Annotated in this window: 20 protein-coding genes; 11 read left to right on the forward strand and 9 right to left on the reverse strand. The window is 63.9% G+C overall.

What is annotated here, in order from left to right; genetic code table 11:
• Positions 1 to 19: 19 nt before the first annotated feature.
• Genes LK03_RS00245 through argE form a run of 3 tightly spaced genes read left to right on the forward strand, consistent with a single transcriptional unit; the run spans position 20 to position 2,293 of the window.
• Positions 20 to 460: a RidA family protein gene (locus LK03_RS00245; RefSeq protein WP_038410567.1), complete on the forward strand. Its 441-nt coding sequence runs from the start codon at positions 20 to 22 to the stop codon at positions 458 to 460.
• Positions 457 to 1,134 carry a DUF1028 domain-containing protein gene (locus LK03_RS00250; RefSeq protein WP_038410568.1) on the forward strand — a complete coding sequence of 226 codons (678 nt, stop codon included), beginning with the start codon at positions 457 to 459 and terminating at the stop codon, positions 1,132 to 1,134. Before LK03_RS00245 ends, LK03_RS00250 begins: the two co-directional genes overlap by 4 nt.
• Positions 1,127 to 2,293 carry an acetylornithine deacetylase gene (argE, locus tag LK03_RS00255; RefSeq protein WP_038410569.1) on the forward strand — a complete coding sequence of 389 codons (1,167 nt, stop codon included), beginning with the start codon at positions 1,127 to 1,129 and terminating at the stop codon, positions 2,291 to 2,293. The genes LK03_RS00250 and argE overlap by 8 nt, the downstream gene beginning before the upstream one ends.
• Here argE and LK03_RS00260 read toward each other — a convergent pair.
• Positions 2,290 to 3,219 (reverse strand): LysR substrate-binding domain-containing protein, encoded by a 930-nt coding sequence (locus LK03_RS00260; RefSeq protein WP_038410570.1) that lies wholly within the window; start codon positions 3,217 to 3,219, stop codon positions 2,290 to 2,292. The two genes, argE and LK03_RS00260, sit on opposite strands and share 4 nt — an antisense overlap.
• A gap of 256 nt (positions 3,220 to 3,475) precedes the next feature.
• Between LK03_RS00260 and LK03_RS00265 the strand changes: the two genes are divergently transcribed.
• A complete protein-coding gene (locus LK03_RS00265; RefSeq protein ID WP_038410571.1) occupies positions 3,476 to 4,519 on the forward strand; it encodes an ABC transporter substrate-binding protein in 1,044 nt (347 codons plus the stop codon).
• A 363-nt stretch (positions 4,520 to 4,882) separates the two neighbouring features.
• Positions 4,883 to 5,602, forward strand: a complete 720-nt coding sequence (locus tag LK03_RS00270) for a hypothetical protein (protein ID WP_038414535.1) — start codon at positions 4,883 to 4,885, stop codon at positions 5,600 to 5,602.
• Between the two features lie 390 nt (positions 5,603 to 5,992).
• Here LK03_RS00270 and LK03_RS00275 read toward each other — a convergent pair whose 3' ends face one another.
• The 3 genes from LK03_RS00275 to LK03_RS00285 all read right to left on the reverse strand — a co-directional run bounded on the left by LK03_RS00275 (position 5,993) and on the right by LK03_RS00285 (position 8,027).
• Entirely contained in the window at positions 5,993 to 6,862 is an 870-nt protein-coding gene (locus LK03_RS00275; RefSeq protein WP_038410572.1) for a carboxylate/amino acid/amine transporter, read from the reverse strand.
• Positions 6,863 to 7,007: 145 nt separating this feature from the next.
• On the reverse strand, positions 7,008 to 7,607 hold the full coding sequence (locus tag LK03_RS00280; RefSeq protein WP_038410573.1) for an FMN-dependent NADH-azoreductase: 600 nt from the start codon (positions 7,605 to 7,607) through the stop codon (positions 7,008 to 7,010).
• A gap of 105 nt (positions 7,608 to 7,712) precedes the next feature.
• Positions 7,713 to 8,027 carry a hypothetical protein gene (locus tag LK03_RS00285; protein WP_038410574.1) on the reverse strand — a complete coding sequence of 105 codons (315 nt, stop codon included), beginning with the start codon at positions 8,025 to 8,027 and terminating at the stop codon, positions 7,713 to 7,715.
• A 48-nt stretch (positions 8,028 to 8,075) separates the two neighbouring features.
• On the opposite strand from LK03_RS00285, the gene LK03_RS00290 reads away from it, so the two are divergent.
• From LK03_RS00290 to LK03_RS00300, 3 genes are all read left to right on the forward strand, one after another.
• Positions 8,076 to 8,999, forward strand: coding sequence for a LysR family transcriptional regulator (locus tag LK03_RS00290; RefSeq protein WP_038410575.1), 924 nt, complete (start codon positions 8,076 to 8,078; stop codon positions 8,997 to 8,999).
• A 182-nt stretch (positions 9,000 to 9,181) separates the two neighbouring features.
• Entirely contained in the window at positions 9,182 to 9,739 is a 558-nt protein-coding gene (locus tag LK03_RS00295) for a peptidylprolyl isomerase (RefSeq protein ID WP_038410576.1), read from the forward strand.
• A 66-nt stretch (positions 9,740 to 9,805) separates the two neighbouring features.
• Positions 9,806 to 11,638, forward strand: coding sequence for an ABC transporter ATP-binding protein (locus tag LK03_RS00300; RefSeq protein WP_038410577.1), 1,833 nt, complete (start codon positions 9,806 to 9,808; stop codon positions 11,636 to 11,638).
• A gap of 56 nt (positions 11,639 to 11,694) precedes the next feature.
• On the opposite strand, the gene LK03_RS00305 is transcribed toward LK03_RS00300, so the two are convergent.
• Positions 11,695 to 12,822: a GNAT family N-acetyltransferase gene (locus LK03_RS00305; protein WP_038410578.1), complete on the reverse strand. Its 1,128-nt coding sequence runs from the start codon at positions 12,820 to 12,822 to the stop codon at positions 11,695 to 11,697.
• 241 nt (positions 12,823 to 13,063) lie between these two features.
• On the opposite strand from LK03_RS00305, the gene LK03_RS00310 reads away from it, so the two are divergent.
• On the forward strand, positions 13,064 to 14,308 hold the full coding sequence (locus LK03_RS00310; protein ID WP_028694727.1) for a putative porin: 1,245 nt from the start codon (positions 13,064 to 13,066) through the stop codon (positions 14,306 to 14,308).
• Between the two features lie 95 nt (positions 14,309 to 14,403).
• On the opposite strand, the gene LK03_RS00315 is transcribed toward LK03_RS00310, so the two are convergent.
• The 4 genes from LK03_RS00315 to fadD2 all read right to left on the reverse strand — a co-directional run bounded on the left by LK03_RS00315 (position 14,404) and on the right by fadD2 (position 23,360).
• Complete coding sequence (locus LK03_RS00315) at positions 14,404 to 15,525, reverse strand: beta-ketoacyl-ACP synthase III (protein WP_038410579.1); 1,122 nt, start codon at positions 15,523 to 15,525, stop codon at positions 14,404 to 14,406.
• Between the two features lie 161 nt (positions 15,526 to 15,686).
• Positions 15,687 to 19,592 carry an ATP-dependent RNA helicase HrpA gene (gene hrpA, locus LK03_RS00320; protein ID WP_038410580.1) on the reverse strand — a complete coding sequence of 1,302 codons (3,906 nt, stop codon included), beginning with the start codon at positions 19,590 to 19,592 and terminating at the stop codon, positions 15,687 to 15,689.
• A 100-nt stretch (positions 19,593 to 19,692) separates the two neighbouring features.
• Positions 19,693 to 21,390 carry a long-chain-fatty-acid--CoA ligase FadD1 gene (fadD1, locus tag LK03_RS00325; protein ID WP_038410581.1) on the reverse strand — a complete coding sequence of 566 codons (1,698 nt, stop codon included), beginning with the start codon at positions 21,388 to 21,390 and terminating at the stop codon, positions 19,693 to 19,695.
• 278 nt (positions 21,391 to 21,668) lie between these two features.
• On the reverse strand, positions 21,669 to 23,360 hold the full coding sequence (fadD2, locus tag LK03_RS00330) for a long-chain-fatty-acid--CoA ligase FadD2 (RefSeq protein WP_038410582.1): 1,692 nt from the start codon (positions 23,358 to 23,360) through the stop codon (positions 21,669 to 21,671).
• A 369-nt stretch (positions 23,361 to 23,729) separates the two neighbouring features.
• On the opposite strand from fadD2, the gene LK03_RS00335 reads away from it, so the two are divergent.
• The gene (locus tag LK03_RS00335) at positions 23,730 to 24,200 is read left to right on the forward strand and encodes a MaoC family dehydratase (protein ID WP_028694722.1); all 471 of its coding nucleotides are present in this window, start codon (positions 23,730 to 23,732) and stop codon (positions 24,198 to 24,200) included.
• Positions 24,201 to 24,266: 66 nt separating this feature from the next.
• A complete protein-coding gene (locus tag LK03_RS00340) occupies positions 24,267 to 24,968 on the forward strand; it encodes a 4'-phosphopantetheinyl transferase family protein (protein ID WP_038410583.1) in 702 nt (233 codons plus the stop codon).
• The last annotated feature ends 527 nt before the right edge of the window (positions 24,969 to 25,495 follow it).

Consider the following 25,495-nt stretch of genomic DNA (forward strand, 5'->3'; position numbering starts at 1 on the left):
TGCCTTGAAGGAATTTCCGATGCCCACGCACACCCGTATTCGCATGTTCAACACCAAAACCACCTACCCCAACCAGTCGCTGGACAACGACCTGTGCCAGGCGGTGCGCGCCGGTAATACCGTGTACGTGCGCGGCCAGGTCGGCACCGATTTCGACGGCAACCTGGTCGGCCTCGGTGATGCCGCGGCCCAGGCCGAACAGGCCATGAAGAACGTCAAGCAACTGCTGGAAGAAGCCGGCAGCGACCTGTCGCACATCGTCAAGACCACCACCTACCTGATCGACCCGCGCTACCGCGAGCCGGTGTATCAGGTGGTCGGCAAGTGGCTGCGGGGGGTGTTTCCGATTTCCACCGGGCTGGTGGTGTCGGCCTTGGGCCAGCCGCAGTGGCTGATGGAAATCGACGTGATCGCGGTGATTCCCGAAGAGTGGCTTGAACAACGTGAGGCGCACCCATGACCTTCTCCATCATCGGCCGCTGCGCCGAAACCGGGCAACTGGGGGTGGCGATCAGCTCATCGAGCATCGCCGTCGGCGCGCGCTGCCCGTGGCTGCGTGCAGGGGTCGGCGCGGTGGCGGCGCAGAACGTCACCCTGCCGGCGCTCGGGCCGCAGATTCTCGACCTGCTCGAACAGGGCCAACTCGACCCGCAAACGGCGCTTGAGCAGGCGCTACAGGCCAACGGCTGGAGCCAGTACCGGCAAGTGACGGTGATCGACGACCAGGGCCGGGTGGCGCTGTTCAGCGGTGACCAGGCGCTGGGCGTGCACCACGCCGTGGCCGGCAACGGCTGCGTGGCGGCGGGCAACCTGCTGGCCGGCACCGAGGTGATCGAGGCCATGACCGCCGCCTTCGAACAGGCGCCCGGGCAACTGGCCGAGCGCCTGCTCGCCGCCCTGCAGGCAGCGATGGCCGCAGGCGGCGAAGCCGGGCCGGTGCATTCGGCGGCGCTGAAGGTGGTCGACGAGTTGATCTGGCCGATCGTCGACCTGCGCGTGGACTGGGCCGAGCACGACCCCATCGGCCAGCTCGGCACGCTGTGGCAGGCCTACCAGCCGCAGATGCAGGACTACATCACCCGCGCCCTTGACCCCACCGCCGCGCCCACGTATGGAGTACCGGGCGATGAATGAGCCGCGCAGCCGCGACCTGCTGGCCGCGCTGGTCGGCTTTGCCACGGTCAGCCGCGACTCCAACCTGGCCTTGATCGACTTCATCGCCCAGTACCTGGCCGGCTACGGCGTACAGGCCGAGCTGCTGTACAACGAGGCGCGCAGCAAGGCCAGTCTGTTCGCCACCCTGGGCAATGACAGCGGCGGCGGCATCGTGTTGTCGGGCCACACCGATGTGGTACCGGTGGACGGCCAGACCTGGACGGTCGAGCCGTTCTGCCTGAGCGAAGCCGACGGGCGTTTGTATGGGCGAGGCACGGCGGACATGAAAGGCTTCATCGCCTGCGTGCTGGCGGCGGTGCCACGGCTATTGAGCAAACCGCTGCGCCAGCCGGTGCACCTGGCCTTTTCCTACGATGAAGAGGTCGGTTGCCTGGGCGTGCGGCCCATGCTCGACGCCCTGCGTCAGCGCCCCAACCCACCGCGGCTGTGCCTGATCGGCGAGCCGACCGAGCTCAAACCGGTGCTGGGGCACAAGGGCAAGCTGGCGATGCGCTGCCAGGTCAGTGGCGCGGCCTGTCATTCGGCGTATGCGCCGCAGGGGGTCAATGCCATCGAATACGCTGCGCGGCTGATCAACCAACTGGGCGAAATTGGCCAGCGCCTGGCCGAACCTGCGCTGCACGACACGCGCTTCGAGCCGCCGTTCTCCACCGTGCAGACCGGGCTGATTCACGGCGGGCGGGCGCTGAACATCGTGCCTGCCGAATGCACCTTCGATTTCGAGGTGCGGACCCTGCCCGGCTTCGATCCGCAGAGCGTGGTCGATGAACTGCACGCCTACGCCGAACGTGAAGTGCTGCCACGCATGCGCGCGGTCAGCGCCGCCAGTGACATCGAGCTACAGCCACTCTCCGCCTACCCAGGCCTGGCCACCGCCGCCGACAGCGAGGCGGCGCAGTGGCTGGCGCGCCTGTGTGGCTCGGACGCCTTCACCACCGTGGCCTTCGGCACCGAGGGCGGGCTGTTCGATGCCGCCGGCATCGCCACCGTGGTGTGCGGGCCGGGCAGCATGGACCAGGGGCACAAGCCGGACGAGTTCGTCAGCCTCGATCAGCTGGACGGCTGCGACGCGATGCTTGCGCGCCTGGCCGATTACCTGCAGGCCGAGCCGAGCTAGGCGCTGCCCTGCCCCGACTGACTGAGCGCGGTCAGGCGTTCGCGGCAGAAGTCGACGAACACCTGCACCGGCTTGGTCAGTTGGCTCTTGCGCAGGCGCGCACTGACCAGCCCCGAGGGCGTCACCGCCTCGGCCAGTTCCACGGTGGCCAGCTTCTGCCCATCGTAGCTGTGGGTGGAGAACGGCCGCGTCACCAGCAGCGAAAAACCAAAGCCCTGGCCGACCATACCGCGCACCATCTCGATGGACGGCGAGCCGAAGACGATGTTCGGGGTCAGGCCCAGTTCGTGGAACAGGCTGACGAAATAGGCGCGGCTGGGCAGCACGTCGAGCAGGATCATCGGCTCGTGCACCAGGTCGCGCAGCGACACCCTGGCCTGACTGGCGAAGCGGTGCCCGGCCGGCAGCAGCACGTAGGGCTTTTGCGCCGGCATCAGCGGCTCGGTTTCGATGGTGTTGTCCAGCTCGTGGTCGTAGAGAAACGCCACATCGAAGGTCCCGGCGGTCAGGCCCTGCACCAGCTCTTGCTGGTCACCGTCGCGCAGGCGGATGTTGACCCCGGGGTACCGCGCGCTGAAGCCTGCGATCAACTGCGGCAGGTACAGCGGCGCCACGGTTTCGAAGCAGCCGATGTCGATCTGCCCGGTCATCACGGCGTTGTCGGCCAGAGCGTTCTGTTCGAACTCATGGGCGATGCGCAGCAGTTCCTGGGCCTTGTGGTAGAAGCGTTTGCCGCTTGGGGTCAGCGATACGCCCTGGGCATGGTGGCGGATGAACAGCTGCACGCCGAAGCTGCCTTCCAGGTTCTTGATCGCCGTGGAAATCGACGGCTGGGCGATGTACAGCTGGCGCGAGGCTTCGGCGACGCTGCCGGCCTCGACGGTGGTGACGAAGTAGCGCAACTGTCGCAGGGTGTAGGAAGCCACGGACGCCCCTCGCGGTGAACGGGCCGGCACACGCCGAGCCGGGGAAATGGTGCTCCACCATACCGCACCTGGCCGCCTGGCTTGGCGAGCTTTTTCATAACCCCGAAGCATATTTTTAATCGTTTTCCTCGCCGCCACAGTGGCGCACCATCGAGCCATAACAACAACAGCGCCGCCGCCCACGCCGCACGGCGCCAGAGCATTCACCCCTTACTGCCTCTCGATCCTACAACCATAAAGTAATGAGGGAGTTTCCATGCGTACTCGTAACGTGTCGCTCAGCCTTGCCTTGCTCTCGGCCATCAGCTTTCCGGCGTTCAGCGCCGCCTCCTCCAGCCTCACGGTGATCTCCTTCGGCGGTGCCACCAAGGCGGCGCAGCAGAAGGCCTATTTCCAGCCGTTCGAACAAAGCGGTGCCGGGCGCGTGGTGGCCGGCGAATACAACGGCGAGCTGTCGAAGATCAAGGCCATGGTCGACGTCGGCCATGTGTCGTGGGATGTGGTCGAGGTGGAAAGCCCGGAGCTGATCCGTGGCTGTGAATCGGGGCTGTTCGAGAAGCTCGACGCCAACATCATCGGCGCGCAGTCGGGCTACCTGCCCGGCACCGTCAGTGAATGCGGGGTGGCCAGCTACGTGTGGTCGATGGTGCTGGCCTACAACCCGAAAAAACTCGCCACCGGCCCCGCCTCCTGGGCCGATTTCTGGGACACCCAGCGCTTCCCCGGCAAGCGCGGCCTGCGCAAAGGCGCCAAATACACGCTGGAATTCGCCCTGCTCGCCGACGGCGTGAAGCGCGAAGACCTGTACCGCGTGCTGGCCACCCCCGAGGGGGTAGAACGGGCGTTCAAGAAGCTCGATCAGATCAAGTCCAGCATCCAGTGGTGGGAAGCAGGCGCCCAGCCGGCGCAGTGGCTGGTGGCCGGCGATGTGGTGATGTCGGCGGCCTACAACGGGCGTATCGCCTCGGCGCAGCAGGAAGGTTCGTCGCTCAATATCGTCTGGCCCGGCAGCCTGTATGACCCGGACCACTGGGCCATCGTGCGCGGCAGCAAGAACAAGGCCCTGGCCGAAGACTTCATCCGCTTCGCCAGCCAGGCCGATGCGCAGAAAACCTTCTCGACCCAGATCCCCTACGGCCCGATCCGCCAGGACGCCCTGGCGCAACTGCCCCAGGAGGTCCAGCAACAACTGCCTACCGCCCCGGCCAACCTGGCCCAGGCACAGCTGGTGGATGCCGAGTTCTGGGTTGACCATGGTGAAGAGCTGGAAGAGCGGTTCAACGCCTGGGCAGCGCGCTGATTGGGCACCACGCGGTCTCTGCGGCAGTGGACCGGCCGCGCTGCGGTTTAAGTGCTAGGGGCCGCAAAGCGGCCTCAATGCGCCCGATACAGCACTCTTAGCCGTTCTCTGCTGCCTCGATGGGCCTAGTGCGCAGGCAATCACGAGCAACTCGCCTACCGTACCTTATTGAAGTGGGCTTGCGCCGTTGAACTGCGCTCCAAGGCCCTTGATAGCCCTGAGCCATTATCGTATAAGCATCACGCTTAAAGGCCACTCATTCGGTTTGATCGCGTGTGGACGCGTGTCGCCGACAGAGCGGCCTCAGTTTAAACAGGGCCGCAGATCTCGCGTTTGCCACCGACATAGACATAAGGGAATATGATGCGCGCTAAAGTGGCTGCCATTTTGATGGTGGGTTTGTTGATTGCTGGTTGCAGCGATCCGAAGCAGGCGAAACTTCCTGCTAACATGGCCGAATGGTCGGAAGACCAGGGTCTCAAGGATGCTCTGTCCAAGCTTTCCGATGGCGAGAAGAAGCTCTTTATTGGATACGCAACACGCCTCGCGCTAGCAAGTGCGTTCGGCGGCAATAAAGCCGTGAGCGAGATGACGATCGATGACGCTCTGAAGTCTCAGCAGGCCTGGCTGGACGAGAAAGCAGCTGAGCAAGAAAAACAGCGACTACTGACGGAACAGGTCGAGCAGCAGCAATTGGCAGCGCTCAAGGAAATGAACGCCACCCTCACTGTTTCTTTGGTTGAGCTCAAGCTCAATCCCAAGGATTACGAGCAACGCAAGTACTCGGATTACTTCACCATCAGTTTGGCCTTCAAGAACAACACATCTGAGGCCCTAGCGGGTGTGAAAGGTACCGTTGTGCTCAAAGACATGTTCGGCGATATCATCAAACGCATCCGGCTGGCTGATGACGTTCAGATCGATGCAGGGCAGAACTACCTCTACCAAGGCACTATGGACTTCAACCAATTCAAAGATTCAGACACCAAGCTCGCCTCGTCGAACGCAGCGAAACTGCAGTTTGAGTGGGAACCGGACACCTATATTTTTGTGAATGGCAAGAAGCAGATCATGCCGAACTGAGGCCCTGGGCCTGCGGGTTGGGCAGGTAACAAGGCGAAGGAAATACCCCTATCGCCTTGGCCTTCAACCTCACCAAACGCATACAAGCTCGATCTGATGCGTTCCAGAATCTCTTCACCCGTGTGGTGCCGCTGCCAACGCGTGCGATTCCCCACTTTTTTCGCAGCTCCTGTGTAGCTCAGCAGTCTCAAGGTAAATGCCTGACGCAAAGGCAAAGTGATGTGCAGCTCGGCGATATCAGTCCTTGACCATGAAGCTTCAGCTGGACTAGAACTGCGTGCGCAGGCAAAGCATTGATCGCTTCCCGAGAAATGGTTCAGTTACACTACTTCTCGGGACACGATCAGAACTCGGCATGCCCTTCCCCAAATGTACCGGTCTGGCAGACCGCTAGCCCGTCCTCACATCCCCCGCCCTTTGCCCCAACCGACTCATCCACACCGACGCCAGAATCACCGCGCCGCCCAGCAGCAAGCGGCCCAGCGGGGCGTTCTGGTTCCAGATCAGCAGGTTGAGCACCAGGCCCACCGGCACATGCAGGTTGTTCATCACCGCCAGGGTGGCGCCAGGCACCAGGCAGGCGCCCTTGTTCCACCAGTACAGCCCCAGCGCCGTCGGCACCAGGCCGAGGAAGGCCAGCACCAGCCACTGGGTACCGGTGCTAGGCAGGTGCTCGGCGTTGCCGAACAGCACAAAGCCCGGCAAGGCGATCAGCAAGGCCCCCAGATAGAAATAGCCAAAGCGGCGGTAATGCGGCAGGTCGCTGGGGTGGCGTGCGACCAGGTGGCGGTACAGCACCTGGCCGGCGGCGTAGGTGAAGTTGGCCAGTTGCAGCAGCAGGAAGCCGATGAAGAAATCGCCACTGATGCTGTCGAAACGAATCACCGCCGCGCCAGCCACCGCCACCAGTGCCGCCAGCAGTGCCCAAGGGTTGAAGCGGCGGTTCAGGGCGTCTTCGATCAGGGTCACGTGCAGCGGGGTGAGCACGGTGAACAGCAGCACCTCCGGCACCGTCAGCACGCGGAAACTCAGGTACAGGCACACATAGGTGATGCCGTACTGCAATGCGCCGATCAGCAGCATCGAGCGCATGAAGCGCGGTTCGACCTGGCGCCAGCGGGTCAGTGGCAGGAACACCGCTGCGGCGAGCACCACCCGCGCCAGCACGGCGAAGTAGCTGTCGACCTGCCCGGCCAGGTATTGGCCGATCAGGTTGAAGGAAAACGCCTGGATCAGCGCAACGATTATCAGGTAGCCCATGACGCCCTCGTCTCAATCAAGGCGGCGACCTTAACGGGTTGCACCGCGCCCGTCCAACAGGCAAAAAAACGCCCGACCATCGCTGGCCGGGCAGGTACACCCAAAGGAGCAAAACAGGGTGTCAGGTTTGGGAATAAGGGGTTGCTCAGGCCACCGCAGCGATCCGCGCCTTGGCGTGGGCGATGCCCTGGTCGTGGAAGTCGCCGCTCATGTTCAGGCCTTCGGCGTGGATGAAGTCGACTTCATGAATGCCGATGAAGGCCATGGCCTGACGCAGGTAGGGTTCCTGGTGATCGCTGACCGCACCGGCATGGATACCGCCACGGGCCGTGAGCACGATGGCGCGCTTGCCGGTGAGCAGGCCTTGCGGGCCGGTCGGGGTGTACTTGAAGGTGATGCCGGCGCGCAGCACGTGGTCGAGCCAGGCCTTGAGCGTGCTGGGAATGGTGAAGTTGTACATCGGTGCGGCCAGCACCAGCACATCAGCGGCCAGCAGTTCATCGGTCAGCAGGTTGGAGCGCTCCAGCGCCTGGGCCTCGGCTGTCGAGCGCTGCGCCTCGGGTTTCATCCAGCCGCCGAGCAGGTCGGCGTCCAGATGCGGCACTGGGTTCACGGCCAGGTCGCGCAGGGTGATCTGATCGTCGGGGTGACTGGCCTGCCATTGCTCGACGAATTCGCGGGTCAGTTGACGCGACACGGAATCTTGCTGGCGGGCGCTGCTCTCGATGATCAATACACGGGACATGAAGGCCTCCATCGGCGAAATGTGTGCTGCGATGGAGATGAGACTAAAGGTTGACCTATCGATAAAAAAGCGTAAAAACTGGGTTCAATCTATCGAATTATTCGCTTATTGATGCGTACAGGCTACGCTGATCCGCAGTTTCAGCACCTCGCGGTTGAAACGCGCGGTCACGCTCGCGCGCTCGCCTGGCGCCAGATTGACCCGCCGCACCCGCGGCGCTTCCGGGCCATTGCGCAAGGTGACCTTGCAGGCTGCTGATTGCTCACCGTAGTTGTTCAGGGTCACGGCGCCGAGATCGGGCGCCGGGTCGTAGGCCGTGAAGTCGACCTTGACCCCATCCAGGTTTTTTTCCACTTCGATGGGATAGGCCTGCGCCAGCATCGGCAGGCTGCACAACAGCATCAGGCAATAGCTCTTCATCAGACGCGCTCCTTGTAGGGGCGTAGCTTAGGACAACAGGAAGCCCCCATGAAAGCGCCCCGCGTCACCCTCGATCAATGGCGAACCCTGCAGGCGGTGGTCGACCACGGCGGCTTCGCCCAGGCCGCCGAAGCCCTGCACCGCTCGCAATCCTCGGTGAGCTATACGGTCGGACGCATGCAGGAACAACTGGGCGTGCCGCTGCTGCGCATCGACGGGCGCAAGGCGGTGCTCACCGAAGCCGGCGATGTGCTGCTGCGGCGCTCGCGGCATCTGGTCAAGCAGGCCAGTCAGCTGGAAGACCTCGCCCATCACATGGAACAGGGCTGGGAAGCCGAGGTGCGGCTGGTGGTCGATGCCGCCTACCCCAATGCGCGGCTGGTGCGCGCCCTCAGCGCGTTCATGCCACAAAGCCGCGGTTGCCGGGTGCGGCTGCGCGAGGAAGTGCTGTCGGGGGTCGAGGAAGTGTTGCTCGAAGGCGTCGCGGATCTTGCCATCAGCAGCTACAGCATCGGCGGCTACCTGGGCAGCGAGCTGAGCGCGGTGGAGTTCGTCGCCGTCGCCCACCCCGAACACAGCCTGCACCGCAGCGGCCGGCAACTGACCTTCCAGGACCTGGAAAGCCAGTTGCAGGTGGTGATCCGCGACTCGGGCCGGGCGCAGCCGCGGGATGTCGGCTGGCTCGGCGCCGAGCAGCGCTGGACGGTGGGCAGCCTGGGCACTGCAGCAACGTTCGTCAGCAGCGGCCTGGGGTTTGCCTGGCTGCCGCGCCATCTGATCGAGCGCGAGCTGCGCGAAGGCGTGCTCAAACCGCTGCCGCTGGAACAGGGCGGCCGTCGTCACCCGCTGTTCTACCTCTACGCCAGCAAGGAAAAGACCCTCGGCCCGGCCACGCAGATCCTCATCGACCTGCTGCGCAATTTCGACACCGCGCCGCTCGACGTGCCCTTCGCCGCCCCCGCCCAGGCGTGATCCGCACGCGGTGTCGGAACACCATTGCCCGACACAGTGTCGGAGCTTGGTGAGCCCTGCCAGGACAGGCGTCGCACTGGCGGTGATCGACGAATCGCGGCACCCTAGACGCCTCGTTCGACCCCACAGGATCCGCCAGCGCCCTGCGCCGGTGGTCTCAACTCCACAAGGACTGCTTACCCATGCTGAAGAAACTGCTCCTCGCCACCTGCTCGCTGGCCTTCGCCGCCAACCTCATGGCTTCCGACAAGACCCCGCACGTGCTGCTCGACACCAGCTTCGGCGCGGTGGAAATCGAACTCAATGCCGACAAGGCGCCGCTGAGCACCAAGAACTTCCTCGCCTACGTCGACAGCGGTTTCTACAACGGCACCCAGTTCCACCGGGTGATTCCGGGCTTCATGGTCCAGGGCGGCGGCTTCACCGAGCAGATGGTGCAGAAAGACACCAAAGACCCGATCAAGAACGAAGCCAGCAACGGCCTGCTCAACACCCGCGGCACGCTGTCGATGGCGCGCACCTCCAACCCTGATTCTGCGACCAGCCAGTTCTTCATCAACGTCGCCGACAACGCCTTCCTCGACCCGGGTCGCGACGCCGGTTACGCGGTATTCGGCAAGGTCACCAAGGGCATGGACGTGGTCGACCGCATCGTCGCCTCGCCCACCACCATCAAGAAAGGTATGCGTGACGTGCCGGTCGATCCGGTGCTGATCAAGTCGGCCAAGCGCATCGACTGATCGTCTCGCTGCACAGGGAGGTGCAGTCGCTACCCCGCGTGAGTCTTGCCAGGAGTGTTCGTCCCCATGCTGTACCGGCGTTTCGAGCAACTGATCGACATCTTCCGTGAGGCGCCGACTGAAGCGCCGCCCGGCAAGGTACTGCCCTTCTACCTCTACTACATGCGCCAGGTATGGCCGAGTTTCGCTGCGCTGCTGGTGATCGGCCTGATCGCTTCGCTGATCGAAGTGGCGATGTTCAGCTTCCTCAGCCGCATCATCGACCTGGCCCAGGGCACGCCCAACGTCAATTTCTTCAGCCAGCACAGCGGTGAGCTGATCTGGATGCTGGTGGTGGTGCTGCTGTTGCGGCCGATCTTCTTCGGCCTGCACGACCTGCTGGTGCACCAGACCATCAACCCCGGCATGACCAGCCTGATCCGCTGGCAGAACCACACCTACGTACTGCGCCAGAGCCTGAACTTCTTCCAGAACGATTTCGCCGGGCGTATCGCCCAGCGCATCATGCAGACCGGCAACTCGCTGCGCGACTCGGCGGTGCAGGCGGTCGATGCGCTGTGGCACGTGCTGATCTACGCCATCACCTCACTGGTGCTGTTCGCCGAGGCCGACTGGCGCCTGATGCTGCCGCTGCTGGTGTGGATCGTTGGCTACATCGGTGCGCTGTGCTACTACGTGCCGCGGGTCAAGGCGCGCTCGGTGGTGTCTTCCGATGCCCGCTCCAAGCTCATGGGGCGCATCGTCGACGGCTACACCAACATCACCACCCTGAAGCTGTTCGCCCACACCGACCATGAGCAGCAATACGCCCGCGAAGCGATCCGCGAGCAGACCGAAAAGACCCAGCTCGCCTCGCGCGTGGTCACCAGCATGGATGTGGTCATCACCAGCCTCAACGGCCTGCTGGTGGTCACCACCACCGGGCTTGCCCTGTGGCTGTGGACGCAGTCGCTGATCAGCGTCGGCGCCATCGCCCTGGCCACGGGCCTGGTGATCCGTATCGTGAATATGTCGGGCTGGATCATGTGGGTGGTCAACGGCATCTTCGAGAACATCGGCATGGTCCAGGACGGCCTGCAGACCATCGCCCAACCGGTCACGGTGCGCGACCAACCCAACGCACCGGCGCTCGACGTCAGCCGCGGCGCAGTGCATTTCCACCACGTCGACTTCCACTACGGCAAGGCCAGCAACGTCATTCAGGGGCTGGAGCTGAACATCCGCCCCGGCGAGAAGATCGGCCTGATCGGGCCGTCCGGCGCTGGCAAGTCGACCCTGGTCAACCTGCTGCTGCGCCTGTACGACATCCATGGCGGACAGATTCTGATCGACGATCAGGACATCGCCACCGTCAACCAGGCCAGCCTGCGCGCGCAGATCGGCATGATCACCCAAGACACCTCGCTGCTGCACCGCTCGATTCGCGAGAACCTGCTGTATGGCAGGCCCGAGGCCAGCGAGGCCGAGATGCGTGAAGCGGTGCGCCAGGCACGCGCCGACGAGTTCATCCCGCAGCTGTCCGATGCCCAAGGCCGCACCGGCTTCGATGCCCATGTCGGTGAGCGTGGGGTCAAGCTCTCGGGCGGCCAGCGTCAGCGCATCGCCATTGCCCGGGTGCTGCTGAAGAACGCGCCGATTCTGATCATGGACGAAGCCACCTCGGCGCTCGATTCGGAGGTCGAAGCGGCGATTCAGGAGAGCCTGGAAACGCTGATGCAAGGCAAGACGGTCATTGCCATCGCCCACCGCCTGTCGACCATCGCGCGCATGGACCGCCTGGTGGTGCTCGACAAAGGCAAGATCGTCGAGATGGGCAGCCATGCCGAGCTGCTGGCGCACAAGGGCGTGTATGCCCGGCTGTGGCAGCACCAGACCGGTGGTTTCGTCGGTATCGATTGATGCCTGCCGAGGTTCATGGCTGGTGGTTGCAGCCAGCCATGAACCCTCGGCGTCCTTCACTCACAGCGATACGGCAGCAGCGTTTTCGCCTGCTCGGCGTAGGCCTGTACGCCGACGCGCTCTTCACACAGAAACTCGTCCACCGCCTGGCGCAGACCAGGGTGCAGCAGGTAGTGCCAGGAGTGCGTGAGCACCGGCTCGAAACCGCGAATCAGCTTGTGCTCGCCCTGGGCGCCGGCGTCAAAGCGGCGCAGGTCCTGGCCGATGGCGAACTCCATGCCCTGGTAGAAACAGGTTTCGAAATGCAGCCGGTCGAACTCGTCCAGGCAGCCCCAGTAACGTCCATACAGGCTGTCGCTGCCCAGCAGACTCAAGGCCATGGCCACCTCACGACTGCCCTGGCGGGCGATCACCACATGAATCGCCTCGGGCATGCGCTCGGCAATCAGGCTGAAGAAGGCGCGGGTCAGGTACGGCGCGCGGCGCCGCACTGCATAGGTGTTGGCGTAGCAGCGGTAGATGAAGTCCCACTGCGCCTCGCTCAGCTCGCCACCCTGATGGTGGGTAAAAACGATGCCCTGCCCCGCCACCTGCTCGCGCTCCTTGCGCAGTTGTTTGCGCTTGCGCGAGGTCAGGGTGTCGAGGAAATCCTGAAAGTCGCGGTAGTCGCGGTTGCGCCAGTGGAACTGGCAGCCCAGCCGTTGCAGCCAGCCGGGCTGCGTGGCCAGCAGTTGATCGAGGCCTGGGTCGGTGAAGTTGATGTGTGCGCCCGACAACTGCCCCTTGTTCAGGTACTCGGGTAGCGCCTGCACCAGCAACTGGGCATCGGCCTGGTCATGCGCCAGCAGCCGTGGGCCGCTGACCGGGCTGAACGGCACAGCGCCGAGCAGCTTTGGGTAATAGGCGATGCCGGCGCGTTCACAGGCCTCGGCCCAGCCGTGATCGAACACGTACTCGCCGAACGAATGCCACTTGCGGTAGGCCGGCAGCAGCGCCCGCACGTCCCCGTCGCGCTCAAGCACCAGGTGCTCGGCGGCCCAGCCGGTGGCGCGGCAGACACTGGCGCTGTCTTCCATGGCGCTGAGAAAGGCGTGGCGCAGAAACGGCTGGTCGGGCGGCACCAGGGCATCCCAGGTCGCTGCGGGCAGGTCGTGCAGGTGGGCAAGGCTGTGCAGGCTGATCACGGGCGCTACTCGGGCATGAAGAGGCAAGCAGTATCAGGGAAGTTGCCGCGCACACTCAAACCTCGATACGCGTTTTAAACGAAGTGCCATCAACCAGACATGAATCTGTCACCCCCCCTCGCAATACTTGCGCCTGTTTTTCGGAACCTGAGAAACCTGTCTAGTCAGGGCGTTTCCGAAGGCATGCCAACTCAGGGGCGGGCGTTCGAGCCTCCCCTCTTTTTCCAACAGGGAGAACTGTATGCGTCTTGTTTCTACACTTACCGGAGTCAGCCTGACCGGCATGGTACTGGCACTGAGCACTCCGGCCAGTGCTGCCGTCGACGCCAAGCTGCTCGAAATGCTGCGAGCCAACGGCTCGATCAACCAGGCGCAGTACAGCGAGCTGCAAGCGGATCTGGCCAACGAGACCAAGGAAAAGGCCGCACAGAAAGCTCAGTCCGAGCGCATGAGTTCCTTCGAACAGAAAGTGGCCTGGGCCGCCAAGACCCAAATCAAGGGTGATGTGCGTCTGCGCTACGAAGACGTCAACGTCAACGACCCGAACAGCCGCAGCAACAACCAGGACCGCGAACGCGTTCGCGCCCGTGTCGGCTTCTACAGCGAGATCAACCCGCAGGTCGACGCCGGCGTGCGTATCGCCACCGGCAGCAGCGCCGATGCGCGCTCGACCAACCAGAGCCTGGACAACTACTTCGAGAAGAAATCGCTGTGGGTGGACCTGGCCTACCTCGACTGGCACCCGACCGCCATCCCCAACCTGCACCTGATCGGCGGCAAGATGCAGCAGCCTTGGGTGAGCATGGGCGACATCATCTGGGACAGCGACATCAACCCCGAAGGTGTAGCGGCCACCTACAAGCATGACCTGGGCGGCGCCGAGGTGTTCGGCAGCATCGGCCACTACATGCTCAAGGACAACGTCGACGGCAACGGCGTGCAGTTCAAGCACGATGCGCAGCTCTACCACGCTCAGTTGGGCACCAAGTTTGCCGCCACCGACGCGCTCAAGTTCACCGTCGGTGCCAGCCTGTACGGCTACGACAACGACAAGCCATCGGCCGTACTGCGCGCCCTGGGCAACACCACCGACGAGTTCCAGCTGGTGGAAGGCTTTGGCCAGGTCGACTTCACCGGCTTCGCCATCCCGCTGTCGGCCTACGGCCAGTACGTGAAGAACACCGAGAGCACCGACGGCATGGACCAGGCCTGGCTGGCCGGTCTGAAAACCAAGATCGGCACCTGGAGCCTGGACTACAACTACCGCGACGTGCAGCGTAACGGTGTGGTCAGCGCCTTCACCGACTCGGACTTCGGCAACGGCTTCACCGGCTCGCGCGGCCACAAGTTCAAGGTCGGCTACGAGATCGACAAGAACTTCTCGCTCGGCGCTGCCTACCTGATGGCCAAGACCGACTACTCCAACCTGCCCAACAGCAACGCCGACGTCGACACCCTGCAGGTCGATCTGGAAGCGAAGTTCTAAGCCACAAAACGTTCTGACAAACGAAAACGGGAAGCGCCGATCGCATACGGCGCTTCCCGTTTTTTCGTTTGCAGGCGGGTGACTCCGCCGTGTGGTCAGCGCTTGCGCAGCACCACGCTGCCAATCGAATACCCCGCCCCGAACGAACTCAACACCCCCACTGCGCCCGGCGCCAGGTCGTCCTGGTACAGGTGCAGGGCGATCACCGAACCGGCCGAACTGGTGTTGGCGTAACGGTCGAGAATCACCGGCGCTTCGCTTTCGCTCACTTCACGCCCCAGCAGCTTCTTGACGATCAGGTGGTTCATGCTGAGGTTGGCCTGGTGCAGCCAGAAGCGCTGTACATCGCTGGGCTGCAAGCCGTTGTCGCTGAGGTGCCCGGCGATCAGCTCGGCAACCATCGGGCACACTTCACGGAAGACCTTGCGACCCTCCTGCACGAACAGCTTGTCGGCACTGGCTGCACTGTCTTCGGCTGCGCGGTTGAGGAAGCCGAAGTTGTTGCGGATGTTGTTGGAAAACTGCGTCAACAGGCGCGTGCTGACGATGTCGAACTGATGCGCCGAGGTGGCCTGGTCCTGGCGCTCGATGAGCACTGCGGTGGCGGCATCGCCGAAGATGAAGTGGCTATCGCGGTCGCGGAAGTTGAGGTGGCCGGTGCACACCTCGGGGTTGACCACCAGCACCGCACGGGCTTGGCCGAGCTGCACGCTATTGGCGGCGGTCTGGATGCCGAAGGTGGCCGATGAACACGCGACGTTCATGTCGAAAGCGAAGCCTTGGATGCCCAGCGCGGCCTGCACTTCGATGGCGATGGCCGGATACGGCCGTTGCAGGTTGGAGCAGGCGACGATCAGCCCGTCGACATCGGCGGCGCTGCGCCCGGCGCGTTCCAGCGCCTGGCGGGCGGCAGCCACGGCCATTTCGCACAACACCGAAGGCTCATCGTTGCTGCGCTCGGGCAGGCTGGGTTTCATCCGCTGCGGATCGAGGATGCCGGCCTTGTCCATGACGAAGCGGCTCTTGATGCCGGAGGCTTTTTCGATGAACGCGGCGTTGGACTCGGGCAACGCCTCGACCTCGCCCCGCTCGATGGCCTCGGCCTGGGCGGCATTGGCCTGACGCACCCAGGTGTTGTACGACTCCACCAGCTCTTCGTTGGAAATGCTCTGCGCCGGGGTGTACAGGCCGGTGCCGCTGATCACGACATTGTGCACGGTCGTTCCTCTGCTCTAGGGCCAGCACCTGCCGGGCACTGGCGAAAATACGGACTGAATGCTGGCACCTTGGTGCCAGATTGAACAGGTGCTGCCCCCGGTCGAACCAGGGGTATTGGGTCAAGCGTAGACGGCGGCCAGTGTGCCACAAATCCCCAGGGTCAACCTTCCACCTGGCTCCACTGTTTGCTCAAACGTTTGTCGGAAATCGGCGCCTTGGTGCCCAACTGCTGGGCGAACAACGACACCCGGTATTCCTCCAGCCACCAACGGTACAGCGTCAGTTGCTCGTCGCGCTTGCCCTCCTGGGCGTGCTTGTCGGCGCGGGTCTTGTATTGCGTCCAGAGGTTGCTCAGCTCACCGCTCCAGACCCGGTCTTTCTGCACCTGCGCGCCGAGCTTCTCAAGGCGCAGTTCGATGGCCTTGAGGTAGCGCGGCAATTCCTTGAACCACTGCCCGGGCGTATCGCGCACGAAACCTGGATAGACCAGATTGCCCAGTTGCTGACGGATATCGTTGAGCGCCACTGCCTGGGTCAGGTCGATCTTGCCCTTGAAGCGCTTTTGCAGGCCATGCCACAGCTTGAGCACCTCGAGGGTTTGCCGCGCCAGGCGTTCGGCGTGCTCGGCCCAACTGCCGCGCTTGCGCTCGGCCAGCGAGGCCAGCGCCGCGCCATCGCGTGGCAGGCTGCTTTCGCCGTCCAGCACGCAACTGTCGAGGCTGGCCAGAAGGATGTCCTCGACCAGCGCATCGACCCGTCCCAGTTCGCGGTACAGCAGGCCCAGTTCGGTCAGCCCCGGCAGCTTGGCGCGCAGGAACTTGGCAGGCTCTGCCAGCTGTTGCAGCAGCAGACGCTGCAAGGCGCGGCGATGCTGGAACTGCGCCTCGGCCTGGGTCGAGAAACGCCCTTCGCGCACCGTGGCGTTTTCCTCGACCAGCGCTGGGTAGACCGTCAACGACAAGCCGGCGACCTTCTGCTGGGTGGTGTGGGCCACCTCGGCGAACGCCTTGGCCTGCACCGGCTGATCGGTCTTGTCGCTGCGTGGCAGGTCGAGGGCTGCCTGGCTGGCGGCGGCAAAACGCGCGGTCAGCTCGACCAGGTCGCGGCCTTCGCCGAGGAACTTGCCCTTGCCGTCGACCACCTCGATGTTCATGCGCAAATGCCCTTCGACCTGGGTCACCGCTTCGGCCCAGGCCTCGTCCGGCACCCGCGCTCCGGTCATGCGCAGCAGCTCATGGCCCAACGCCTGGGGCAAGGCGCCCTGGCCGAAACTCAGCCGCGCCAGCGCGGCCTTGACGAAATCGGGCACCGGCACGAAGTTCTTGCGCAGCGCCTTGGGCAGGTTGCGCACCAACGCCACGCACTTGGCCTCCAGCAGCCCCGGCACCAGCCACTCCAGGCGCTCGCCCGGCAGGCTCGGCAGCAGCGGCGCCGGCACCCGCACGGTGACGCCATCACGCGGATGGTTCGGCTCGAAGTGATAGCTCAGCGGCAGACGCAATTCGCCCACCTTGAGGCTGTCGGGGTACTGCGCAGCGGTGACTTCGCTGGCCTCACGGGCGAGCACGTCTTCCTCGCGCATGATCAGCAGGTCAGGCTGCTGCTGGCTGGTCATGCGGTACCAGGCATCGAAGGTGGCCGCCTGGTGAATCTCTTGCGGCAACCGCGCTTCGTAGAAGCTGTAGAGGGTCTCTTCGTCGGCGAGAATGTCGCGCCGGCGCGCCTTGGCTTCCAGCTCGTCGAGCTGCTCGAGCAGACGCTTGTTGGCCGCCAGGCACTTGGCCCGCGACTGAATCTCGCCGCCGACCAGGCCGTGGCGGATGAACAGCTCGCGCGACACCACCGGGTCGATCGGCCCGAAATGCACCGGCCGCCGGCCAATGACGATCAGCCCATAGAGGCTGACCTGCTCGTAGGCCACCACCTGGCCGCGTTTTTTCTCCCAGTGCGGCTCGAAGTGGTTCTTCTTCACCAGGTGCCCGGCCAGCGGCTCGATCCAGTCCGGCTCGATTTTCGCCACCATGCGCGCGTAGAGCTTGGTGGTCTCGACCAGTTCGGCGGCCATGATCCACTGCGGGCGCTTGCGGCCGATACCGGACGATGGATGCACCCAGAAGCGCCGCTGCCGCGCACCCTGGTAGTCGCCGTCCTCGGTTTTCTGGCCGATCTGGCTGAGCAGGCCGCTGAGAATCGCCTTGTGCATACGCGGAAAATCTGCCGGTTCCTTGTTCACCGTCAGTTGCAGGTCGCGGCAGATCAGCGCCAGCTGGCGATGGGCGTCGCGCCATTCGCGCAGGCGCAGGTAATTGAGGAACTGCTTGCGGCACCAGGTGCGCAGCGGGTTGGCGGTCAGCGCCTGGCGCTGTTCTTCGAAGCCGCGCCACAGGTTCACCAGCGCGGCGAAGTCGGAATCGACGTCCTTCCACTGCGCATGGGCCTGGTCGGCGGCCTGCTGGCGCTCGGGCGGACGTTCACGGGGGTCTTGCACCGACAGCGCACTGGCGACGATCAGCACTTCCTGCAAACTGCCCTGGCGCGCGCCTTCGAGCAGCATGCGCCCCAGCCGCGGGTCGATCGGCAGGCGCGCCAACTGGCGCCCGAGCGGGGTCAGCTGGTTGTCGCGGTTGACCGCCGAGAGCTCCTGCAGCAGGTTGAAACCGTCACTGATGGCCTTGCCATCCGGCGGCTCGATGAACGGGAAGGCATCGATGGCGCCCAGGCGCAGATGGAGCATCTGCAGAATCACCGCAGCCAGGTTGGTACGCAGGATTTCCGGGTCGGTGAAGGCTGGCCGGCCGTTGAAGTCTTCCTCGCTGTACAGACGGATGCAGATACCCGGCTCGACCCGGCCACAGCGGCCCTTGCGCTGGTTGGCGCTGGCCTGGGACACCGCTTCGATGGGCAGGCGCTGCACTTTGGCGCGGTAGCTGTAGCGGCTGATGCGCGCGGTGCCGCTGTCGATCACGTAGCGAATGCCCGGCACCGTGAGCGAGGTTTCCGCGACGTTGGTCGCCAGCACCACACGCCGCCCCGGGTGGGATTGAAAGATGCGCTGCTGCTCGGCCGGCGACAGCCGTGCATACAGCGGCAGGATTTCGGTGTGGCGCAACTGCGCCTTGCGCAGCATTTCCGCGGCATCGCGGATTTCCCGCTCGCCGGGCAGGAACACCAGCACATCGCCCGGGCCCTTGCCCTGGCTGCGCTCGTGAGCCGCGATTTCATCGAGGCTGGCGAGAATCGCCTGGTCGACGGTGAGGTCGTCCTCGACGGCGTTGCCTTCCTCATCCTGCTCGCTGGTGAGCGGACGGTACCAAGTCTCGACCGGGAAGGTGCGCCCGGACACCTCGATGATCGGTGCATCGTCGAAATGCTTCGAGAAGCGCTCCAGGTCGATGGTCGCCGAGGTGATGATCAGCTTGAGCTCAGGACGCCGATGCAGCAGGGTCTTGAGGTAGCCAAGCAGAAAGTCGATGTTCAGGCTGCGTTCGTGGGCTTCGTCGACGATGATCGTGTCGTAGCGTTCGAGCAGGCGGTCGTGCTGGGTTTCGGCCAGCAGGATGCCGTCGGTCATCAGCTTGACCAGGGTGTTGGCATCGCTCTGGTCTTCGAAGCGCACCTGATAGCCGACCAGCCCGCCCAGCGGTGTACCGACCTCTTCGGCAACCCGCGCCGCCACGCTGCGCGCCGCGATGCGTCGCGGTTGGGTGTGGGCGATCAGACCATGGCGGCCGCGGCCCAGCTCCAGGCAGATCTTCGGCAACTGGGTGGTCTTGCCCGAGCCGGTTTCGCCGGCGATCACCAGCACCTGGTGCTCGGCCAGGGCCTTCTTGATGTCGTCACGCTTGGCCGCAATCGGCAGGCTGTCGTCGTAGTGGATACGCGGCACGCTACGCTCACGCGCCTCGACCTGGGCGCAGGAGGCCTGAACCTTCTCCACCCACTGCGCCAGGCGCGCTTCATCAGGGCGCTTGCGCAAGTCGTGCAACTGCCGCCGCAAGCGGTGGCGGTCGGCGATCATGGCGTGGTCGAGGTTCTGGAGCAGGCGGTCGATGGCGTGGTCAGTCATGGGGCTTGGCAGTGGACTCTATAGGCGCGGGGGCATCCGCGAAAGCGGCCGTGAGTCTACCACCTCACGGCACCACGCCCCATCACCAGCCCGGCCTCGATCAGGCGCTTTTGTTCACGCCGAGCTTTTTCAGCTCTTCGTCGCGCAGCTCGCGGCGCAGGATCTTGCCGACGTTGGTGGTGGGCAGCGAATCGCGGAACTCGATGTGGCGCGCCACCTTGTAGCCGGTGAGGTTGGCGCGCATGTGCTCCATGACCTGCTCCTTGGTCAGGGTCATGCCGGGCTTGACCACCAGGAACACCTTGATCACTTCGCCGGACTTTTCGTCGGGGATGCCGATGGCGGCGCACTGCACCACACCTGGCAGGCCGGCGAGTACGTCTTCGAGTTCGTTGGGGTACACGTTGAAGCCCGAGACCAGAATCATGTCCTTCTTGCGGTCGACGATGCGCATGTAGCCATCGGGCTGGATCAGGGCGATGTCACCGGTCTTCAGCCAGCCTTCGCTGTCGAGGATCTCGGCGGTGGCATCGTCGCGCTGCCAGTAGCCTTTCATCACCTGCGGGCCCTTCACGCACAGCTCGCCGACTTCGCCCAAAGGCAGCTCGGCGCCGCTGTCGTCGATGATCTTGCACAGGGTCGAGGGCACCGGAATACCGATGGTGCCGACCTGATTGGCCTCGGCCGGATTGACCGCCGCCACCGGGCTGGTCTCGGTCATGCCATAGCCTTCGCAGATGGCGCAGCCGGTGACATCCTTCCAGCGCTCGGCCACGCTCTGTTGCAGGGCCATGCCGCCGGACAGGGTGATTTTCAGCGCAGAGAAGTCCAGCGAGCGGAAGCTCTCACTGTTGCACAGGGCGACGAATAAGGTGTTCAGGCCCACGAAGCCGCTGAACTTCCACTTGCGCAGTTCCTTGACCATGGCTGGCAGATCGCGCGGGTTGCTGATCAGCACGTTATGGTTGCCGATCAGCATCATCGCCATGCAATGGAAGGTGAAGGCATAGATGTGGTACAGCGGCAGCGGGGTGATGAGGATTTCACAGCCTTCGCGCAGGTTGGCGCCCATCAGCGCACGGCACTGCAGCATGTTCGCCACCAGGTTGCGGTGGGTCAGCATGGCGCCCTTGGCCACACCCGTGGTGCCGCCGGTGTATTGCAGCACGGCAACGTCGTTGGCGCCGGGGTTGGCCTCGACCACCTGCTGGCCTTGACCCTTGGCCAGGGCGTCGTTGAAGCGGATCGCCTTGGGCAGGTGATAGGCCGGCACCATCTTCTTCACGTACTTGATGACGCTGTTGATCAACAGACGCTTGAGCGGCGGCAGCAGATCGGCGACTTCGGTGACGATGACGTGGCGCACGTCGGTCTTGGGCACCACTTTTTCTGCCAGGTGGGCCATGTTGGCCAGGCAGACCAGGGCCTTGGCCCCGGAATCCTTGAACTGGTGTTCCATTTCCCGCGCGGTGTACAGCGGGTTGGTGTTGACCACCACCAGGCCCGCACGCAGCGCGCCGAAGACCGCCACCGGGTATTGCAGGACGTTGGGCAATTGCACGGCGATGCGATCGCCGGGCTGCAAGTCGGTGTGCTGCTGCAGCCAGGCGGCGAAGGCGCCGGACAGCGTGTACAGCTCGCCGTAGGTGAGGGTCTTGCCGAGGTTGCTGAAGGCAGGTTTGTCAGCGAAGCGCTGGCAGGATTGCTTGAGGACTGTCTGGATATTGGGAAATTCGTCAGGATCGATCTCAGCCGCGATGCCGGCTGGGTACTTGTCCTTCCAGAAATCTTCGATCATGGAGCCCCACTCCTCTAGCAACAGCGGATTCTCACGCGTTCATGCGTTTTTTTATGGTTGGGGGTGCAGGCCTACCACCGGGCCACGCACCGAAAGCGCGCCGAGAGTAACAGCTTTGCCAAAAGCCGACCAGAGCCGGTAAAAGCCTCTTCAGTCACTAAGAGAACCAGATATTTAGATTCGGTCACGAACGCCTTCGCGCCGCTGAATACCGTCCATGCCCCGCCGCAGAGCCGACGCGGGGCGAGCGCCGACCTGCACGGGGCCTTCGATGCCGGCTATGGGGCGATGTCGCGCAGCTCGCGGCGCAGGATCTTGCCCACCGGGGTCATGGGCAAGGCATCACGCACCACGATCTGCCGCGGCACTTTGTAGCCGGTCAGGTTGGCCTTGCAGTAGGCCTTGAGTTCTTCAATGTCGATGCCGCCCTCGCGGGCCACCACGAACAGCCTGACCGCCTCGCCGGTGCGCTCGTCCGCCACGCCGATGGCGGCGCAGTTGGCCACCTGCGGATGGCCCATGACCACCTCTTCGACTTCATTGGGGTACACGTTGAAGCCCGAGACGATGATCATGTCTTTCTTGCGATCGACGATGCGCGTGTAGCCGTCGGCGTCTATCACGGCGATGTCGCCGGTCTTCAGCCAGCCCTCGGCATCCAGCGCCTCGGCCGTGGCCTCAGGCTGCTGCCAGTAGCCCTTCATCACCTGCGGGCCCTGGATGCACAGCTCGCCCGGCTGGCCGAGGGGCTGTTCCTGACCTTGCTCGTCGATCACCTTGAACGCCGTGCCCACCACCGGTAGGCCGACCGTGCCAAGGCGCGCCATCTGTCCGTAGGGGTTGGTGCTGGCCACGGGCGAAGTTTCGGTGAGGCCATAGCCTTCGACGATGCGACACCCGGTGAGGCTTTCCCAGCGCTCGGCTGTGGCTTTCACCAGCGCGGTGCCGCCGGAGTTGGTGACCTTCAGCGCAGAGAAATCCAGTGACCTGAAACCTGGGTGGTCCATCAGTGCGACGAACAGCGTGTTGAGGCCGATCAGCGCCGAGAAGCGCCATTTACCCAGTTCCTTGATGAAGCCCGGAATATCGCGCGGGTTGGTGATCAGCACGTTGTGGTTGCCGGTGAAGGTCATGCACATGCAGTTCGCGGTGAAGGCATAGATGTGGTATAGCGGCAGCGGCGCGATCATCACCTCGCGGCCTTCCTTGATCATCGGCTGGCCGTCGTCGCCGTGCTGCTGAAAGCAGGCCAGCACCTGCAGCATGTTGGCGATCAGATTGCCGTGGGTGAGCATGGCGCCCTTGGCCGGGCCGGTGGTGCCGCCGGTGTATTGCAGCACGGCGACCTCATTACGCTGTTGCGCCACCGGGCTATGGCGCAGGGTGGCGCCACTGCGCAGCACCTGTTTGAAGGCGATGGCCTGGGGCAGCGCATAGGCGGGCACCATCTTCTTCACTTTGTCGACCAGCAGGTTGACCAGCCAACCTTTGGCGCTGGGCAGCAGATCGCCCATCTTCGCTTCGATCAGGTATTCCAGCCCGGCATCGCGGTACACCTCCTGCACGCGCTGGCCGAACAGGTTCAGGTAGACCAGCGCACGCACCCCGGCATCGCGAAACTGATGGCGCATTTCCCGGGCGGTGTACAGCGGGTTGGTGTTGACCACCACCAGCCCGGCGCGCAGGGCGCCGAACACCGCGATGGGGTATTGCAGAACGTTGGGCATCTGCACCGCGATGCGATCACCCGGCTTGAGCGTGGTGTTGTGCTGCAGCCAGGCGGCAAAGGCTGCGCTGTGGCGCTCGAGGTCGGCGTAGCTCAAGGTCACGCCCAGGTTGCTGAACGCGGGACGGTCGGCGAAGCGTTGGCATGAGCGCTCGAACACCTCGACCACTGACTGGTAGCGGTCCAGCTCAAGGGTGGTGGGGACGCCCGCGGGGCGTTTGTCATTCCAGAAGTCGGCGTGCATTTATTATTGTTCCTTTGCCTGGCCTGTGCGATCGATGGGCCGAGGGGGTAAGCCTCGCGCTGCCTGCGGCGACATGGGCCGAGCAGGCATGAATCGACGTTAGCAGCTCTGCGCGTCGCGGCCCATCGGACAGGGGCTGCCATTAACATCGTGAATCGTATTTGCCGTGAAGCGGTGTGATGCGCGGGCTGAACAGGCCGTCCTATGGCTCTTATAAGGCACGCGTCGGCGGATATTCATCCGCGACCGCTCATCGAAAGCCGTCACCCGGCGGCCAGCGCCGATATACTCCGGGGTCTGCTGCATGCGCTGGAGCGAGCCCGGCGCGCGATGGATCGCCCCCACGAATCAACCACTCAAGGAAACCCGATGACCCAGGTCAGCAACACGCCTTACGAAGCCCTCGAAGTCGGCCAGACTGCCCAATACGAAAAGTCCGTCGAAGAGCGCGACATCCAGTTGTTCGCCGCCATGTCCGGTGACCACAACCCGGTGCACCTGGACGCCGAGTTCGCCGCCAAGAGCATGTTCCGCGAGCGCATCGCCCACGGCATGTTCAGTGGCGCGCTGATCAGCGCTGCAGTGGCCTGCACCCTGCCCGGCCCCGGCACCATCTACCTGGGCCAGCAAATGCGCTTTCAGAAACCGGTGAAGATCGGCGACACCCTGACCGTGCGCCTGGAAATCCTGGAAAAACTGCCCAAGTTCAAAGTGCGCATCGCCACCAACGTGTACAACCAGAACGACGAACTGGTAGTGGAAGGCGAAGCGGAAATCCTCGCACCGCGCAAGTTGCAGACCGTCGAGCTGGTATCGCCGCCGAACTTCGTCGCCGGCTGATCGGCCAGCGCCGCGCGCTGCACTGGCCTGGAGCGCGCGCGGGTCGGTATGTCACAATCGCCGCCCATGACCACCCTGCCCCTTTGCTGCGACCCTATCCAGTTCCACTGGCCACTGCCCCAGGCGATACCGGGGGCGGTGCTGGCCAGTTGCGGTTTCGACCCGGCACGGCTGCACGGCGATGACTTTGCCCGCGCCGGCATCGAGCAGAGCGACAGCCTGCAACGCTCGGTAGCCAAGCGCCAGGCCGAATACCTGGCCGGGCGGGTGTGTGCGCAGGCCGCCTTGCAGCGCCTGGATGGTCGAGACTACGTGCCCGCCAGCGGCGCCGACCGCGCACCGGTGTGGCCGCACGATATCCGCGGTTCGATTACCCACGGCCAGGGCTGGGCAGCCGCGGTGGTGGCAGCGCGAAGCGCCTGCCGTGGCATTGGTCTGGACCAGGAGCGCCTGCTCGACGATGCCCGCGCCGAGCGCCTGGCCGGGGAAATCCTCACCCCCGCCGAGTTGCAACGCCTCGATCGCAGCCAGATCGGCCTGGTGGTGACGCTGACCTTCTCGCTCAAGGAAAGCCTGTTCAAGACCCTCTACCCACTGACCCTTCAGCGCTTCTATTTCGAGCACGCAGAATTGCTGGAATGGTCCAGCGAAGGATTCGCCCGCCTGCGCCTGCTCACTGACCTTTCCAGCGGTTGGCGAGCGGGCTGCGAAGTTCAAGGTCAGTTCTGCCTGACGGACGGTCATCTGCTGAGCCTCGTCAGCGTCTGACAAGCTCTAGCTCAGGGTGCTGCGCTCGGCTGCTGGATGTACCAAGGCGCGCCCCCAAAAAATTCTTCGCCTGGCCTCGAATGCGCAAAAAACGCGGCAAGCTGCTTGGGACAAGGCCTACAGCCAACGCTGACAAATCACGCACAAAGTACCCACAAGTTATCCACAGCCGGCCGCCTTGCAAAGCCCCCGATACCGCATTATCTTGTAGCGCAATTTCAGCGAACCACTATATGTTGGGTTTCGCGGAAAATCACAAACACAACTTCCTACACAAACTCAAGTGCTTTTGTGTAGGAACTTAGCGTGATTTCCAGGTACCAACCGCTCCTGCGGAGGGGCCGAGGCAAGCCCGCCAGGGCCTTGTTCGGTCAAGGGTGTTTTCGGCAGTGCCGAACACCAGACGGCAACGGGTTACGGATCATCCGCAACCTTTGACTTCGGCCAGGGAGCGGCATTGGCATGCCCCTTATTTCCTGAGTCTGTCCCGAAGTCGGCATTCCCGAATGGGTGGATGCGCGCGTGTC

The organism is Pseudomonas cremoricolorata (assembly GCF_000759535.1).
Classification (GTDB): Bacteria; Pseudomonadota; Gammaproteobacteria; order Pseudomonadales; family Pseudomonadaceae; genus Aquipseudomonas; species Aquipseudomonas cremoricolorata_A.

Excerpts from the sequence above, each read along its gene's own strand:
- LK03_RS00245 (WP_038410567.1), top strand. The coding sequence starts at position 20 with ATGCCCACGCACACCCGTATTCGCATGTTCAACACCAAAACCACCTAC.
- LK03_RS00250 (WP_038410568.1), top strand. The coding sequence starts at position 457 with ATGACCTTCTCCATCATCGGCCGCTGCGCCGAAACCGGGCAACTGGGG.
- argE (WP_038410569.1), top strand. The coding sequence starts at position 1,127 with ATGAATGAGCCGCGCAGCCGCGACCTGCTGGCCGCGCTGGTCGGCTTT.
- LK03_RS00265 (WP_038410571.1), top strand. The coding sequence starts at position 3,476 with ATGCGTACTCGTAACGTGTCGCTCAGCCTTGCCTTGCTCTCGGCCATC.
- LK03_RS00270 (WP_038414535.1), top strand. The coding sequence starts at position 4,883 with ATGCGCGCTAAAGTGGCTGCCATTTTGATGGTGGGTTTGTTGATTGCT.
- LK03_RS00275 (WP_038410572.1), bottom strand. The coding sequence starts at position 6,862 with ATGGGCTACCTGATAATCGTTGCGCTGATCCAGGCGTTTTCCTTCAAC.
- LK03_RS00280 (WP_038410573.1), bottom strand. The coding sequence starts at position 7,607 with ATGTCCCGTGTATTGATCATCGAGAGCAGCGCCCGCCAGCAAGATTCC.
- LK03_RS00285 (WP_038410574.1), bottom strand. The coding sequence starts at position 8,027 with ATGAAGAGCTATTGCCTGATGCTGTTGTGCAGCCTGCCGATGCTGGCG.
- LK03_RS00290 (WP_038410575.1), top strand. The coding sequence starts at position 8,076 with ATGAAAGCGCCCCGCGTCACCCTCGATCAATGGCGAACCCTGCAGGCG.
- LK03_RS00295 (WP_038410576.1), top strand. The coding sequence starts at position 9,182 with ATGCTGAAGAAACTGCTCCTCGCCACCTGCTCGCTGGCCTTCGCCGCC.
- LK03_RS00300 (WP_038410577.1), top strand. The coding sequence starts at position 9,806 with ATGCTGTACCGGCGTTTCGAGCAACTGATCGACATCTTCCGTGAGGCG.
- LK03_RS00310 (WP_028694727.1), top strand. The coding sequence starts at position 13,064 with ATGCGTCTTGTTTCTACACTTACCGGAGTCAGCCTGACCGGCATGGTA.
- hrpA (WP_038410580.1), bottom strand. The coding sequence starts at position 19,592 with ATGACTGACCACGCCATCGACCGCCTGCTCCAGAACCTCGACCACGCC.
- fadD1 (WP_038410581.1), bottom strand. The coding sequence starts at position 21,390 with ATGATCGAAGATTTCTGGAAGGACAAGTACCCAGCCGGCATCGCGGCT.
- fadD2 (WP_038410582.1), bottom strand. The coding sequence starts at position 23,360 with ATGCACGCCGACTTCTGGAATGACAAACGCCCCGCGGGCGTCCCCACC.
- LK03_RS00335 (WP_028694722.1), top strand. The coding sequence starts at position 23,730 with ATGACCCAGGTCAGCAACACGCCTTACGAAGCCCTCGAAGTCGGCCAG.
- LK03_RS00340 (WP_038410583.1), top strand. The coding sequence starts at position 24,267 with ATGACCACCCTGCCCCTTTGCTGCGACCCTATCCAGTTCCACTGGCCA.